The organism is Pseudomonas sp. BN415 (genome assembly GCF_029871195.1).
GTDB lineage: Bacteria > Pseudomonadota > Gammaproteobacteria > Pseudomonadales > Pseudomonadaceae > Metapseudomonas > Metapseudomonas resinovorans.
Window position 1 is genome coordinate 95210 of sequence record NZ_SSOK01000012.1, and the last position, 13879, is coordinate 109088.

Consider the following 13879-nt stretch of genomic DNA (forward strand, 5'->3'; position numbering starts at 1 on the left):
CAGCCGTGGGAGCGAGTTCATTTGAACCTGGAAAACCACATGCCTAGGACGTGGTCATGAGTCATCGGCTCTGCCTGTGACAATCGAAATGCCTGATGTACAGGATGAAGTCGGATTGCCTGTAGGAGCGAGCTTGCTCGCGAACAGCCCGAGCACGATCTTTCGCGAGTAAATTCGCCCCCACTTGAAGAAGCCGGCCTCAGACCATTTCCAATGAGCGCTTGCGGCGCGGCGGCGGGAAGCTGTGGTCAATCAGGGCGAGGTCGTCGTCGCTGAGTTGGAGCCTGTGGGCCTCGGCGTTCTGCTTGAGGTGCAACGGGTCGACTGCTTTGGGAATGACCATCACGCCCTGTTGGCGCAAAGCCCAGGCCAGGACGACCTGAGCGGGGCTGGCGTCATGGCGACGGGCGATTTCCTGGACGCTGGCGCTCCGCAGCAGCTTGCCGCCCTGCCCCACCGGACAGTAGGCCATCAGCGGCATGCCCTGCTGTTGCTGGAAAGGCAGCAGATCGAACTCGATGCCGCGTGCCTCGGGGTTGTAGAGCACCTGGTTGGCCGCGCAGCCGGCGGGCAGTTCAAAAAGATCGTCGAGGTCGAGGTTGGAAACGCCCCAGCGAGCGATCTTGCCCTGCTCGCGCAAGCGTTCAAAGGCTTCTACCGTCTCCGCCAGCGGGTGCTCGCCACGCCAGTGCAGCAGGTAGAGGTCGAGGTGGTCGGTGCCCAGGCGCTTGAGGCTTTGCTCGCATGCCAGGGCCGTGCCCCGGCGGCTGGCATTCCACGGATAGACCTTGCTGACCAGGAACACCTGATCGCGCCGGCCGGCGATGGCTTCGCCCACCACCTCCTCGGCCCCGCCTTCGGCATACATCTCAGCGGTATCGATCAGCTTCAGCCCCAGTTCCAGCCCCTGGCGCAGCGCCGCGACTTCGCGCGCGCGTTCACTGCGGTTCTCGCCCATGTGCCAGGTGCCCTGGCCGATGGCGGGCACCCGGGTGCCGTCTGGAAAGGTGATGTTTTGCATGGCGTATTCCTCGGAAAGTCCGTTCAGTCGGGATTGCCGGCAGCTGGGGCGGGATAATCCGGCAATGGCCCGCGCGGCTCAAGCCCAGGGATCGTACGAGCCGATGCTCCACAAGTGGCCTTCCGGGTCGCGACAGGTGAAGCCTCGCCCACCGTAGTCCTCATCTTTCAGCGGCAGCACGATGGTGGCGCCGGCGGCCACGGCGCGCGCATGCACGCCATCGACATCAGCCACCACCAGATAGATGCTCTGGGTGCCCAGCCCACCGGTCTCATCGGGCTGGCGCATCAGGCGGCCGTAGTCAGTGTCGCGCACGGAACCGAGCATGATCATGCCGTCGCCGAGGCTCAACTGGGCATGGGAGATGCTGCCATCTTTTTCGGGCACTACCAGGTGCTCGACGAAGCCGAAGGTGTGGCAAAGCCAGGCGATGGCGGCGGGCGCGTCGCGGTAACGCAGGCAGGAAATGGCAGTTGAACCGGCCATGGCGATGATCTCCGGAAACAATGAATGGATTCAGCCTAGTCGCCTCACCGCGGCGCGCAGGGCCAGTGGTCAGCGCGCTGGGACAGGATCAGGTGTACCCCTGCTTCCAGGCCCGGGAGCGGAAGCGGATCGGCGGCAGAGGCGGCTTCGCAGGCCGCTCCAGGGCACGGGACAGGTCCAGGCGGATATCGCTGGAAGGTGTGGGCACCGGCCCGGCGAACTTGAGAATGAACTGCCAGCTGCGCTGCGACACCCGCAACGGGTAGTCCAGGCCGGTAGGCGACTGGTTGATCGCCTGGAGTCCTTCCAGCGGGAACTGCCCGGGATCGCGGACCATGATCAGCGAGACCGATGACGGCGACAGCGAACGGCCGTCGACCGTCAGCACGACATGCTCCGGCCGGAAGCGGAAGTCGGTGGTCACTGGCTGGATTTCGAAAAGCAGTCGTATGCCGTCCTTTTCGTCGTAGCGCGGCTTGTCGATGGGGTCGTACATCACCGGCACCACGAACAGGATCACCTGAAAGTCGCTCTGCTGGATCTGGTTGTTCAGGCGCAGGACAAGGGTCGCATCGTCCAGCCTGAGACGCCCCTGTTCGTCGGCTTCCTGCTCACCGACGTAGGCAACGCTTTCCACCCCTGAGCGAAATCCGGCGCACCCCGCCAACAGCAGGCAGCCTGCCAGCAGTCCGGCGAATGCCAGGCTGAGGCCGGCGGACGATTGGGAGAGGATGCCGGGCACGATTGATTCCTCGAAAGGCTGGCGTATCGCCGGTTGCCGTGGATATTCCGGCAACCGAGTGCGCCATTCAAGATGGCCCGCTTGATACTGGTCTCGCCTCCAGCAACAGGGAAAGCGGCTCACCGGTATGCGGATGAGCCGGCTCGCGCAAGGCGTCGATGCGGTAACCACTGCGCAACAACAGCCCGCACCAGGACTCCAGCGTGCGGAAGTACCAAGGCATGGGTTCGGGGAACTCACCGGCGAAGGCAGCGAAGTTCTCGCAACGCCAGCCATCTCGATAGCCCTCCTCGCCTCGGACCAACCAGGGGTGCAGGGTCTGGATCAGCAGCACGCCGTCTGCGGCCAACAGCTCACCCAAGGCTGCCAGCAGCGGCTCCAGATGCTCATCGAAGACCGAAAAATTGCATACCACCGCTTCGAAGACGCCCAATTGGCCTGGATCCGCCTGCAACCCGGCGTAGTCGAGACAACGAAACTCGCCGCCGGCACGCTGCGCCGCCTCCACCAGCGGCCTGGAGGCATCGATGCCCAGCACTGCCAGACCTTGCGCGGCCAGCGCCCGGCTCAGCCAGCCTTCGCCGCACCCCAGGTCCAGCACCCGCGCTGGCCGATGGGCCAGGACAGCGTCGAGGATGGCGCGATCAGTGGCCAATCGCCTGCTTTCGATGCGACCTTCCCGTACTGCGCGAGTCCAGGCCAGCGCATTGGCGTGCCAGCTGTGGCCCAGTAGCCTCCGATTGTCGCCTGTCATGGATTCGCTCCCATTTTGCTTCCACTCCGCCATGCAGCCGGCCAATGACCTACTAAGATTGCAAGCAAGAGCGGTGACAGGCCAGGCCGGTGGACTATGGGCGCAATATGGCAATCCGACGAAGCCAGGAACGAGGTACCCGAAGGTCATCTCAATGACCCCGGCGTTCCGCCGAAAAAGCCCCGCCGAAAGCATCGACTCCTGTTCTGGAGCGTTTTCCTAGTGACCGCCGGGATCGTCGGCGCCGCCGCCACCCATGAAATGCAAACTTCTCGCTTCCAGGCCCGGGAGCTTAGCCGTTACGCCGCCACCCTGAGTTACAAGCTGGAGGATGGGCCCAGTAACGCCATCCGCTATCCCGGTGACGGCCCCTTCGACCGCCGCCTGGGTTACGCCGTCCTGCCAACGATGCTCGAACGCCTGGAAAAGCGCGGCTTCGAAATCCAGCAACAGACCCGTTTCTCCCCAGCCCTGATCAGCTACACCGAGCACGGGCTCTTCCCGCCGTACCGGGAAAAGATTCAGGCCGGCATCAACATCTGCGACTGCCGTGGCCAGCCCTTCTACCAGTTCAGCTACCCGCAGCAACGCTATCCGAATTTCGCCAGTATTCCGCCATTACTGGTGAGCAGCCTGCTGTTCATCGAGAACCGCAAGCTGCTGGACCGCGAACTCCCCCTGGCCAACCCGGCGGTGGACTGGCCGCGCTTCTCCAAGGCCGCGCTGACCCAGGTTGGCAAGGCCATCGACTTCGACGGTCAGTCGGCCGGGGGTAGCACCCTGGCGACCCAGCTGGAAAAGTATCGCCACTCGCCATTCGGCCGCACGGCCTCGGCTTCCGAAAAGATTCGTCAGATGGTTTCCGCCAGCGTGCGCGCCTACCAGGGCGGCCCGGAGACCCTGGCCGCACGCGAACGCATCGTCATGGATTACCTGAACAGTGTGCCGCTTTCAGCCGCGCCGGGACACGGCGAGGTGCACGGCATCGCCGATGGCCTGCGGGTGTGGTACGGCGCCGACTTCAACCGGGTCAACCAGATTCTGACGAGCAAGGACAGCCGCCTGGCCGAACGCGGCCTGGCCATGCGCCAGGTGCTCTCGTTGTTCATCGCCCAGCGTCGCCCTTCCTATTACCTGTCCAACGCCCACGAGGAGCTGAACACCCTCACCGACAGCCACATCCGCGTGCTGGCGAACGCCGGGATCATCGATTCGCCTCTGCGCGATGCCGCACTCGATGCGAAGCTGCGTTTCCGCAACTGGGTTGAAGAGCCTGCGCTGCAGGCCGTGGAGTCGAACAAGGGCATCAGCGTCGCCCGCGGCCGCCTCTCCAGCATGCTGAACATGCCGCTCTACGACCTCGACCGCCTCGACCTGACCGTCAGCAGCACCCTGCAGAGCGAGCTGCAGAATACCGTCACCGCCTATCTGCAGCACCTGGCCGACCCGGCCTTCGCCGAGCAGGTCGGGCTCTACGGCGAGCGCCTGCTGTCGCCGGAAAAGACCCGTGAGGTGCGCTACAGCTTCACCCTGTTCGAACGCACGCCTTCCGGTAACCGCGTACGGGTACAAACCGACAACACCGATCAGCCCTTCGACATCAATGAAGGCAGCAAGCTGGAGCTCGGCTCGACCGCCAAGCTGCGGGTACTGGCCACCTACCTGGAAAACGTCGCAACCCTGCATCAGCGCTACGCCGCAATGCCTGTCGCGGAGCTGCGCAAAGTGCCGGTGGACCCGCTCGATTTCATCAGCCGCTGGGCCATCGACTACCTGATCCAGACCAAGGACCGCAATCTCGACGCCATGCTCCAGGCGGCCCTGGATCGCACCTATTCCGCCAGCCCCTACGAGTCCTTCTTCACCGGCGGCGGGCTGCACGCCTTCAACAACTTCCGCAAGGAAGACAACGGACGCCGGCCGAGCCTTCGCGATGCCCTGCGCGAGTCCATCAACCTGCCCTTCGTACGCCTGCTGCGCGACGTGGTGCGGCACGACATGTACCGCCCGGACGGCGGCAAGATGCAGCTGCTATCCAATGACAAGGACCCGCGCCGCCAGGGTTACCTGGACCTGTTCGTATCCCGGGAAAGCCAGACCTACCTTCGCCGCTTCTGGAACAAGTATCAGGGCAAGGATGCGGAACAGCGCATGTCCACCTTCCTCGACGGCCTCAACCCCTGGGGCGCTCGCATGGCCGCCATCCACCGCTACCTGCAGCCCAACGCCGACCTCGCCACCTTTGCTGCCTTCATGCGCGAGCGGGTGCCCAAGGCCACCCCCCCGCTGACCGACAAGCGCATCGAAGACCTCTACACCCGCTACGGCCCGGGTGCCTTCGACCTGAATGACCAGGGCTATGTGGCCCGCGTGCACCCCCTGGAACTCTGGCTGCTGGGCTACCTTCAAGCGCACCCCCAGGCGACCTACCGCGAAGCCGTGGAAGCCAGCGGCGATGAGCGCCGTGAGGTGTATGGCTGGCTCTTCAAGTCCAAACGCAAATACGCCCGCGACAAGCGCATCCGCATCATGCTGGAAGTGGAAGCCTTCCTCGATATCCACGAGCACTGGAAATCCCTGGGCTACCCCTTCGACCACCTGGTGCCGTCGCTGGCCACCGCCCTGGGCAGTTCCGGCGACCGTCCGGCCGCCCTGGCCGAACTGATGGGCATCATCCTCAACGACGGCGTTCGACAGTCCACCCTGCGCATCGACCAATTGCACTTCGCCGCCGACACACCCTACGAAACCCTGGTGGGCCCCCAGACCCGTGAAGGCAAGCGGGTGATGACCTCGGAAGTGGCCACTACCCTGCGCGACGCCCTCTCCATGGTGGTGGAAGGCGGGACCGCGCGACGCCTGCACGGCAGCTTCACCTTGCCGGACGGCCAGCCTCTGGTGATGGGCGGCAAGACCGGCACCGGCGATAACCGCATCCAGACCGTGACGCGCTGGGGTACGGTGAAGAGCTCCAAGGCCATGAACCGCACCGCCACGTTCGTTTTCTACCTGGGCCCGCGCCACTTTGGCACCCTGACGGCCTTCGTCGAGGGCAGCCAGGCAGACAAGTTCAGCTTCACCTCCGCGCTGCCCGTGCAGGTGCTCAAGGGCATGGCACCGATTCTCCAGCCCTACCTCACGCCCGGCCTGAACACCCAGTGCCAGGACCTGGCGCCGGCAGTGCAGGTGAGCAGGCGATAAGCGGACCCCAGGTTGGTGCAGACCGGAGCGAAGCCCAACGCATCTTGCTTACGGTCGAGCGCCAATGTTGGGCCGCGCTTCGCTTGGCGAACCTACTTGAGCCCGGCTACTCCCGCGACGATCAGCACCACCGATACCATCTTCGCTGGCGTGAGTGCTTCCCCTAGCAAGAGGAAGCCCAGCAACACCGTACCGAGGGTGCCGATGGCGGTCCAGATGGGGTAGGCGACGCTCACGGGCAGCACACGCATGGACAGGGTAAGGAAGTAGATACCGGCCACTGCGGCCACCACCACCAGCACGCTCGGCCAGGGCCGGGTGAAGCCTTCGGCGTACTTCATGCCCATGGCGAACAGCACCTCGAAGACGGCCGCCACCAGCAGGTGTATCCAGGCCATGGCCATCTCCTCAGAAGGTTTCGGCCAGGTCCGCCAGGGTCCGTTCGGCACGCTGGTAGGACTGCTCGAAGGCCTCGCCACCAAACTCGTCGTTCTCCACCGCGACCACCGTCACATCGTTGATGCCGACATACCCGAGCACGGTGCGCAGGTAGACGTCCGCATGGTTCATATGGGCATTGGCGCCGCCGGGGCCGTAGCCGTGGTCGCCACGGGTGGTAATGATCAACGCCTTGCGGCCCAGCACCAGCGGGGTATAGGGATTACCCTGCTTGTTTGGATCGAAGTCGAACGTGCGGCGAATGCGCACAATCTGGTCAACCCAGGCCTTGACCCCACTGGGTACGCCGAAGTTGTACATGGGCGCGGAAATCACCAGGCGGTCGGCGGCGAACAGCTCATCCACCAGCCGGTCACTGAGCGCAAGGTCGGCCTTCATCACCTCGCTGCGCGCCTCCGGTTCGGGATGGAAGGCGGCGGCGATCCAACCTTCGGTGACCGCCGGAATAGCCACCCGCCCAACTTCGCGGCGTAGCACCTGCCGACCGTCCCGACGCGCTTGCCAGGCCTTGAGAAAGGACTCCTGGAGACGACGGGAATGGGAGCGCTCGCCACGGGGGCTGCCTTGTACGGAAAGAATGGTGCTCATCTCAATCTCCTTGATGGCTGTGCTTCCAGGAGCACATGAATTGGCAGAAACTCGGGTGCTAAGCTAGTTACGCCGACCCTCCCGGACAAATGAGCATTAGTTCATCAGGATGAATTAAATTCACTCATGGAGCATTTCGTGTTTTCCAGCCTGCCCCTCACCGCCCTGCGCACCTTCGAAGCCGCCGCGCGCCTGTCCAGCTTCAAGGCGGCAGCCGAGGAGTTGGCAGTAACGCCCACGGCGGTGTCCCACCAGATCCGCGGCCTGGAAAGCTGGCTGGGTGTGCCGCTATTCGACCGCCTGCCCCGCAGCGTGCGCCTGACCGCCTGCGGCCAGCGTCTGTTCGGCAGCCTCCACGGCGCACTGCTGGAAGTCACCCAGACCCTCGACCAGCTGCGCCCGCAGCGCAGCGCCGGCAACCTGACCCTGTCCACCACTCCGGCCTTCGCCGCCCTCTGGCTGATCCCGCGGCTCGGTCGCTTTTACACCGAGCACCCGGAAATCAACCTGCGACTGGACACCGGCAACGCCCTGATCGACCTGCACCAGGACGCCAGCGTCGACTGTGTGATTCGCTATGGCATGGGCGACTACCCCAACCTGCACAGCCAATGTCTGCTGGACGAATGCTTCGGCGTCTATGGCGCACCGGCGCTGGTGGCCGGGCTGGGAAACCAGGTACCGACGCTGATTACCGTGCGCTGGCGCAACGCCCTGCTCTATGAACTGGGCTGGAAGGCCTGGTGCCAGGCAGCGGGCGAAGAATGCCTGCTCGACACCGCCCCACAGCGCGAATACGACGAAGAACACTATGCCCTGCAAGCCGCCATCGCCGGCCAGGGCCTGGTGCTAGCCAGCTCGATCCTGGTATCGGAAAGCCTCGCCAGCGGCCTGCTGGTGCGGTACCGGCCGGAGGTGAGCGTGGCTGGCGCGGGCTACTCCACGCTGTGCGTACCGGGTCGGGAACGCCACCCGCCGGTCAAGGCCTTCTTCGACTGGCTGGGCCGGGAAGTGGGGTGAATCCAGACCCGCCATCGAACAAAATAACGAACACTCATGAACAGGAAGCCGCCGCGACAAGCCGCCACATGGCGAAATTTGCGTTTCATCAATCCAAACGGCTAACATTGTGTTCATTATGTTGAACACCTTGATTCACCCTTTCCACTTCGCCCGCCTCGCTTCCCGCGAGCGCCACTGGACCGGCGACCTGTAGCCCCCTCCCTTTCCTCGTTGCCATGGAAACGCCGGGCACGCGCCCTGCCGTCCATGGCCAGGACTTCCTGCAATCACGTCATTCGCCTCCGGGTGAAGGGCCCTGCATGCCCAAGGGAGGGCACCATGCGTTCCTGGATCTATCTGCTTGCCGCGATCCTCTTCGAAGTCGTCGGCACCACCTCGATGAAACTCGCCGCCGAACACGCGCCCGTGCTCGGCCACCTGCTGATGTACGGCCTGATCGGCCTGTCGTATTTCTTCCTCGCCCTGGCGGTCAAGCGCGTACCGGTGGGCGTGGCCTATGCCCTGTGGGAAGGTATCGGCATCGTGCTGATCACCAGCATCAGCGTCACTTGGCTGGGCGAAAGCATCGGCCCCTTCAAGGCACTGGGCCTGGCCGTGATGATCGCCGGCATCCTGCTGATCAAGTCCGGTACCCGCGCCGCGCCCAAGGCTCATGAGCAGGAGGTGCTGGCATGAACGGCGTGACCTGGATTCATTTCACCTGGCTGGGCGTGGCCATTGCCCTGGAGGTGCTGGCCAACGTGCTGTTGAAGTATTCCGACGGCTTCCGCCGCCGACTGCTGGGAACGGCCTCGTTGCTCTGTATCCTGGCGGCGTTCACGGCTCTGGCGCAGGCGGTGCGCGGCATCGACCTGTCACTGGCCTATGCCATCTGGGGCGGCTTCGGCATTCTCGCCACCGTCGCGTTGGGCTGGGTGCTATTCGGCCAGCGCCTGGCCGGGCGTGGCTGGCTGGGGTTGGGGTTGCTGCTGGTGGGAATGGGGTTGTTGAAGCTGGCGTGAAGGGCGGAACTGTCCGGAAGCTTGGCCCCGGGTGGATCACGCTTCACCGATCCACCCCTTGGTGTCAGACCTGATCACGCTGGTGGATGTGAAAAGCGACATCCACCCTGCACATTTCCCAGCAATCCGAAGCGCCGCTCGCTGGGTTTCGTTCGTCTACCCAACCTGCGCTATCGCCGGACCGCTGTAGCCGGAAAAATTCCAGGCAAAAAAATGGGCGACCATCTGGTCGCCCGCCCAATCATTCCGGGAGAGGAATGTCAGAAACGCTTGTGTCCGCATCACGCAAGATTCAGACAGGACTCTTTTTACGCACAGCCCCTCCCCCCCACCATTCAACGATGGTCTAACTCTCCTCTTTCCCCAATCCGTGCAACTTCAACTTGTTGGCAATGGTGGTGTGGGAAACCCCGAGCCGCTTGCCCAGCAGGCGGCTGCTCGGATGCTCGGCGTAGAGCCGTTCGAGCACGGCTTTTTCGAAACGGCCGACGATCGCATCCAGCCCGCCATCCAGGGAGAAATCGCCCAACGGCTGCGGTGCACCGTAATCCGGCAGGCGGATGTGTTCGGGCCGAACAGTGCCGCCATCGCACAAGGAAACCGCCTGGAACAGCACGTTTTCCAGTTGCCGCACATTGCCCGGCCAGTGGTAGTGGCTGAGCCTGTCCAGCACCTGTGGTGCCAGCTTGGGCAGGCCACAGCCGATCTGCCGACTGGCCGAGTCCAGGAAGTGCTCCACCAGCGGCGGCAGGCCATCCAGGCACTCGCGCAGCGGCGGGATGTGCAGCGACAGGACGTTGAGGCGGTGGTAGAGGTCCTGCCGGAACTCGCCCTTGGCGCAGAGTTCGGAGAGATCCACCTGGGTCGCGCAGATCACCCGCACATCGAGGTAAACCTCCTCGTCACTGCCTACCCGGCGGAAGCAACCGTCCTGCAGAAAGCGCAGCAACTTGGCCTGCAGACGCGGGCTCATCTCGCCGACGCCGTCGAGGAACAGCGTGCCGCCAGCAGTGAGCTCCAGCAGGCCCAGTTTGCCTTCCAGACGCGCCCCCTCGAAGGCACCGGGGCCGTAGCCGAACAGCTCAGTCTCGGCCATGGATTCCGGCAGACCCGCACAGTTCAGCGCCATGAACGGCGACTGGCCGCGGGGGCTGGCCAGGTGGCAGGCGCGAGCCAGCAGTTCCTTGCCGGTGCCGGTTTCACCCTCGATCAGCAACGGGGCGTCCAGAGGCGCCATGCGCCGTGCCTCGCGGACCACGGCAGCCATCACCCTGGAGCTCTGGAAAATGCTGTCGAAGCCGCGCAGCTCGTGCTTGCGCACGTTGTAGATGCGCTCGCCAACGCGGTCGGCGCGGTGCAGGGTGAGCACAGCGCCCGCCAGGGCCTCGCTCTCGTCATGCTCGGACTGCAGCGGCGCGATGTCGGCGAGGAAGGTGTCGCCCTTGACCTTGATGCGCAATCCGTTTATCCGCGCCTTGTTGGCTCGGACCAGTTCGGGCAGGTCGAAGTCGTCGACATAGCGCGCCAGCGGTATGCCCGGCACCTCGTCCACCCGCACCCCGAGCAACTGGGCAGCGGCGCGGTTGGCGGCGACGATGGAACCGCCCATATCGATGGACAGCACCGGGAAATCCAGCGCGCCCAACAGGGCATTCAGCTCCAGGTGACGGCGCTCGCTAGGCATCAGGCCCACGCGCTTGACGCCGAAGACGCCGGGAATGGCTTCCAGCTTCGGCCGCAGGGATTGCAGTTGCAGGTTGATCAGGTTCGGGCAGAGCAGGTAAATCGCGTTGCCCTGGTCTCCGCCCACTTCACCGCGATTGACGTTGATGCCGTAATCGACGAGCAGGTTGAGGATGTCGCGCAGGATTCCCACACGGTTCTGGCAATGGACTTTGATACGCATCAGGCACCCCTGGGTCGGGCTTTTCCTTGGCTTGCGGACGAAATAATCCGTTCTCGACCCTATTTTTCCGTCAAGAATATGTGACAAATCAGCGCTTCGACAAGGCGATATCTGGACGCTCCGCCGCTATCGTAAAGTTTTCATTACGCTTTCAGCACTGCACGGGCGTCCTCCCAGGTCCCTCCCCTGCTGCGCTGCGGCCCGGTCTGCGCTATCGATAAGGCAACACAACAACGAAGCCCCATCCTCAGGAGGCCGAATGAAAGCGACGCAGTACGTGGCCCGCGAACCCGATGCCAACGGTTTCATCCACTACCCGGAGACCGAGCATCAGGTGTGGAACACCCTGATCACCCGTCAGTTGAAAGTGATCGAAGGCCGCGCGTGCCAGGAATACCTCGACGGCATCGAGAAGCTCGGCATGCCCCATGACCGCATCCCGCAACTGGGCGAGGTCAACAAGGTGCTCCAGGCCACCACCGGTTGGCGCGTTGCCCGCGTACCGGCCCTGATCCCCTTCCAGACCTTTTTCGAACTGCTGGCCAGCCAGCAATTCCCCGTAGCCACCTTTATCCGAACCCCGGAAGAGCTGGACTACCTGCAAGAGCCGGACATCTTCCACGAGATCTTTGGCCACTGCCCGCTGCTGACCAACCCCTGGTTCGCCGAGTTCACCCACACCTACGGCAAGCTTGGCCTGAAGGCCACCAAGGAAGAGCGCGTCTACCTCGCTCGCCTGTACTGGATGACCATCGAGTTCGGCCTGATGGATACCCCACAGGGCCGACGCATCTATGGCGGCGGAATCCTCTCCTCGCCGAAAGAGACCGTCTACGCTCTGTCGGGCGAGCCCGAGCACCAGGCGTTCGACCCGCTGGAATGCATGCGCACCCCATACCGCATCGACATTCTGCAACCGCTGTACTTCGTGCTGCCGGACCTCAAGCGCCTGTTCGACCTGGCCCATGAAGACATCATGGCGCTGGTGCACAAGGCGATGAGCATGGGCCTGCACGCACCGAAATTCCCGCCGAAGCCGAAGGCGGCCTGAACCAATCCCCGCGAATGGTGGATGGATGACGCGCCATCCACCCTACCGACGAACCCCATTCTGGAAGAACGAACATGACTGCCCTGTCCCAAGCCCATTGCGAAGCCTGCCGCGCCGACGCCCCGATGGTGTCCGATGAAGAACTGGCCGTACTGATCAAGCAGATCCCCGACTGGAACATCGAAGTCCGCGACGGAATCATGCAACTGGAGAAGGAGTTCCGCTTCAAGAACTTCCGCTACGCCCTGGCGTTCAGCAACGCTGTCGGCGCCATTGCCGAGGAAGAAGGCCACCACCCTGCCCTGCTGACCGAATGGGGCAAGGTCACCGTGACCTGGTGGAGCCACGAGGCCAAGGGCCTGCACCGCAACGACTTCATCATGTCCGCCCGCACCGACCAGGTGGCCGAAACCGCCGAGGGCCGTAAATGAGCCATTTCGCCAAGGTGGGTCGGGTCCCTGGTGATCCGATCCTCGGCCTGATGGATGCGTATCGCCTGGACCCCAACCCGGCCAAACTCGACTTGGGAGTGGGCGTGTACAAGGACGCCCAGGGCCTGACGCCTATTCCCCATGCGGTGAAGCTCGCCGAGCAGCGCCTGGTGGATACCGAAACGACCAAGACCTACATCGGCGGCCACGGTGACCCAGCCTTCGGCCGCCTGCTGCTGGACTTGGTACTGGGCACCGGCAACCCGCTGGAAGCCGCTGGCCGCACAGGCGCTACCCAGACTCCGGGGGGCACCGGCGCCCTGCGCCTGGTGGCGGAGTTCATCGCCAACCAACTGCCCGACCGCGGCATCTGGCTGAGCGATCCGACCTGGCCGATCCACGAAACCATCTTTGCTGGCGCCGGCATCAAGGTCAGCCACTATCCCTACGTGGACGCGGCCAACCGCCTGGACGTGAGCGCCATGCTCGCAGCCCTGGAGCAAGTGTCCGCGGGCGACGTGGTGCTCTTGCATGCCTGCTGCCATAACCCAACCGGCTTCGACCTTTCCCAGGACGACTGGCGCAAGGTGCTGGAGGTGGTCAAGGCGCGTGAACTGTTGCCGTTGATCGACTTCGCCTACCAGGGTTTCGGTGATGGCCTGGAACAGGACGCCTGGGCCGTCCGCCTGTTCGCCGAGGCGCTGCCGGAACTGCTGGTCACCAGCTCCTGCTCGAAGAACTTCGGCCTCTACCGCGAACGCACCGGCGCGCTGATCGTCTGCGCTGCCGACACGGAAAAGCTCACCGACGTGCGCAGCCAACTGGCCTTCCTCGCCCGCAACCTCTGGTCCACGCCGCCGGCCCACGGCGCCGCAGTGGTCGCCACCATCCTCGGTGACGCCGCCCTCAAGGCCCAGTGGACGACGGAGCTGGAAGCCATGCGCTCGCGCGTTGCCGACCTGCGTCGCGGCCTCGTGGAAGCCTTGCAACCCTACGGTCTGGCCGAACGCTTCGCTCACATCGGTGAACAGCGCGGCATGTTCTCCTACACCGGCCTGTCGCCGGAGCAGGTGGCACGACTGCGTGCCGAATTCAGCGTGTACATGGTCAGCACCGGACGGGCCAACGTGGCAGGGCTGGATTTCAGCCGCATTGGAGATCTGGCGAAAGCCATCACCAAGGTGTGCTGAGCCTCAGAGCATGCCTTCCAGCCCGC

The 13879-nt window shown here is 64.1% G+C and carries 14 protein-coding genes; 7 read left to right on the forward strand and 7 right to left on the reverse strand.

The window, feature by feature from the left end; translation table 11 throughout:
* Positions 1-199: 199 nt before the first annotated feature.
* From E8F20_RS03450 to E8F20_RS03465, 4 genes are all read right to left on the reverse strand, one after another.
* Complete coding sequence (locus tag E8F20_RS03450; RefSeq protein WP_280282456.1) at positions 200-1021, reverse strand: aldo/keto reductase; 822 nt, start codon at positions 1019-1021, stop codon at positions 200-202.
* A 78-nt stretch (positions 1022-1099) separates the two neighbouring features.
* Positions 1100-1507: a VOC family protein gene (locus E8F20_RS03455; protein ID WP_028626652.1), complete on the reverse strand. Its 408-nt coding sequence runs from the start codon at positions 1505-1507 to the stop codon at positions 1100-1102.
* 88 nt (positions 1508-1595) lie between these two features.
* Positions 1596-2249: a hypothetical protein gene (locus tag E8F20_RS03460; protein WP_280282457.1), complete on the reverse strand. Its 654-nt coding sequence runs from the start codon at positions 2247-2249 to the stop codon at positions 1596-1598.
* A 67-nt stretch (positions 2250-2316) separates the two neighbouring features.
* Entirely contained in the window at positions 2317-3003 is a 687-nt protein-coding gene (locus E8F20_RS03465) for a methyltransferase domain-containing protein (protein WP_280282458.1), read from the reverse strand.
* A gap of 261 nt (positions 3004-3264) precedes the next feature.
* On the opposite strand from E8F20_RS03465, the gene E8F20_RS03470 reads away from it, so the two are divergent.
* Positions 3265-6204, forward strand: a complete 2940-nt coding sequence (locus E8F20_RS03470) for a transglycosylase domain-containing protein (protein WP_280282596.1) — start codon at positions 3265-3267, stop codon at positions 6202-6204.
* A 92-nt stretch (positions 6205-6296) separates the two neighbouring features.
* On the opposite strand, the gene E8F20_RS03475 is transcribed toward E8F20_RS03470, so the two are convergent.
* Both E8F20_RS03475 and E8F20_RS03480 read right to left on the reverse strand, forming a co-directional pair.
* Positions 6297-6602 (reverse strand): multidrug efflux SMR transporter, encoded by a 306-nt coding sequence (locus E8F20_RS03475; RefSeq protein WP_280282459.1) that lies wholly within the window; start codon positions 6600-6602, stop codon positions 6297-6299.
* A gap of 10 nt (positions 6603-6612) precedes the next feature.
* Positions 6613-7251 carry an NAD(P)H-dependent oxidoreductase gene (locus E8F20_RS03480; protein ID WP_280282460.1) on the reverse strand — a complete coding sequence of 213 codons (639 nt, stop codon included), beginning with the start codon at positions 7249-7251 and terminating at the stop codon, positions 6613-6615.
* A gap of 138 nt (positions 7252-7389) precedes the next feature.
* On the opposite strand from E8F20_RS03480, the gene E8F20_RS03485 reads away from it, so the two are divergent.
* The 3 genes from E8F20_RS03485 to mdtI all read left to right on the forward strand — a co-directional run bounded on the left by E8F20_RS03485 (position 7390) and on the right by mdtI (position 9275).
* Positions 7390-8271: a LysR substrate-binding domain-containing protein gene (locus tag E8F20_RS03485; RefSeq protein WP_280282462.1), complete on the forward strand. Its 882-nt coding sequence runs from the start codon at positions 7390-7392 to the stop codon at positions 8269-8271.
* Positions 8272-8592: 321 nt separating this feature from the next.
* Entirely contained in the window at positions 8593-8949 is a 357-nt protein-coding gene (locus tag E8F20_RS03490) for an SMR family transporter (protein ID WP_280282463.1), read from the forward strand.
* Positions 8946-9275 carry a multidrug/spermidine efflux SMR transporter subunit MdtI gene (mdtI, locus tag E8F20_RS03495; RefSeq protein WP_280282464.1) on the forward strand — a complete coding sequence of 110 codons (330 nt, stop codon included), beginning with the start codon at positions 8946-8948 and terminating at the stop codon, positions 9273-9275. Before E8F20_RS03490 ends, mdtI begins: the two co-directional genes overlap by 4 nt.
* A gap of 346 nt (positions 9276-9621) precedes the next feature.
* On the opposite strand, the gene E8F20_RS03500 is transcribed toward mdtI, so the two are convergent.
* The gene (locus E8F20_RS03500) at positions 9622-11181 is read right to left on the reverse strand and encodes a sigma-54-dependent phenylalanine hydroxylase transcriptional regulator PhhR (protein WP_028626643.1); all 1560 of its coding nucleotides are present in this window, start codon (positions 11179-11181) and stop codon (positions 9622-9624) included.
* Positions 11182-11440: 259 nt separating this feature from the next.
* On the opposite strand from E8F20_RS03500, the gene phhA reads away from it, so the two are divergent.
* The 3 genes from phhA to E8F20_RS03515 all read left to right on the forward strand — a co-directional run bounded on the left by phhA (position 11441) and on the right by E8F20_RS03515 (position 13853).
* Positions 11441-12232 (forward strand): phenylalanine 4-monooxygenase, encoded by a 792-nt coding sequence (phhA, locus tag E8F20_RS03505; RefSeq protein ID WP_137823551.1) that lies wholly within the window; start codon positions 11441-11443, stop codon positions 12230-12232.
* A gap of 74 nt (positions 12233-12306) precedes the next feature.
* Positions 12307-12663, forward strand: a complete 357-nt coding sequence (locus E8F20_RS03510) for a 4a-hydroxytetrahydrobiopterin dehydratase (protein ID WP_028626641.1) — start codon at positions 12307-12309, stop codon at positions 12661-12663.
* A complete protein-coding gene (locus E8F20_RS03515) occupies positions 12660-13853 on the forward strand; it encodes an amino acid aminotransferase (protein WP_280282465.1) in 1194 nt (397 codons plus the stop codon). The genes E8F20_RS03510 and E8F20_RS03515 overlap by 4 nt, the downstream gene beginning before the upstream one ends.
* Positions 13854-13879: the final 26 nt, after the last annotated feature.

Coding starts and splice junctions, on each gene's coding strand:
- E8F20_RS03450 (WP_280282456.1), bottom strand. CDS start 1,021: ATGCAAAACATCACCTTTCCAGACGGCACCCGGGTGCCCGCCATCGGC.
- E8F20_RS03455 (WP_028626652.1), bottom strand. CDS start 1,507: ATGGCCGGTTCAACTGCCATTTCCTGCCTGCGTTACCGCGACGCGCCC.
- E8F20_RS03465 (WP_280282458.1), bottom strand. CDS start 3,003: ATGACAGGCGACAATCGGAGGCTACTGGGCCACAGCTGGCACGCCAAT.
- E8F20_RS03470 (WP_280282596.1), top strand. CDS start 3,265: ATGCAAACTTCTCGCTTCCAGGCCCGGGAGCTTAGCCGTTACGCCGCC.
- E8F20_RS03475 (WP_280282459.1), bottom strand. CDS start 6,602: ATGGCCTGGATACACCTGCTGGTGGCGGCCGTCTTCGAGGTGCTGTTC.
- E8F20_RS03480 (WP_280282460.1), bottom strand. CDS start 7,251: ATGAGCACCATTCTTTCCGTACAAGGCAGCCCCCGTGGCGAGCGCTCC.
- E8F20_RS03490 (WP_280282463.1), top strand. CDS start 8,593: ATGCGTTCCTGGATCTATCTGCTTGCCGCGATCCTCTTCGAAGTCGTC.
- mdtI (WP_280282464.1), top strand. CDS start 8,946: ATGAACGGCGTGACCTGGATTCATTTCACCTGGCTGGGCGTGGCCATT.
- E8F20_RS03500 (WP_028626643.1), bottom strand. CDS start 11,181: ATGCGTATCAAAGTCCATTGCCAGAACCGTGTGGGAATCCTGCGCGAC.
- phhA (WP_137823551.1), top strand. CDS start 11,441: ATGAAAGCGACGCAGTACGTGGCCCGCGAACCCGATGCCAACGGTTTC.
- E8F20_RS03510 (WP_028626641.1), top strand. CDS start 12,307: ATGACTGCCCTGTCCCAAGCCCATTGCGAAGCCTGCCGCGCCGACGCC.
- E8F20_RS03515 (WP_280282465.1), top strand. CDS start 12,660: ATGAGCCATTTCGCCAAGGTGGGTCGGGTCCCTGGTGATCCGATCCTC.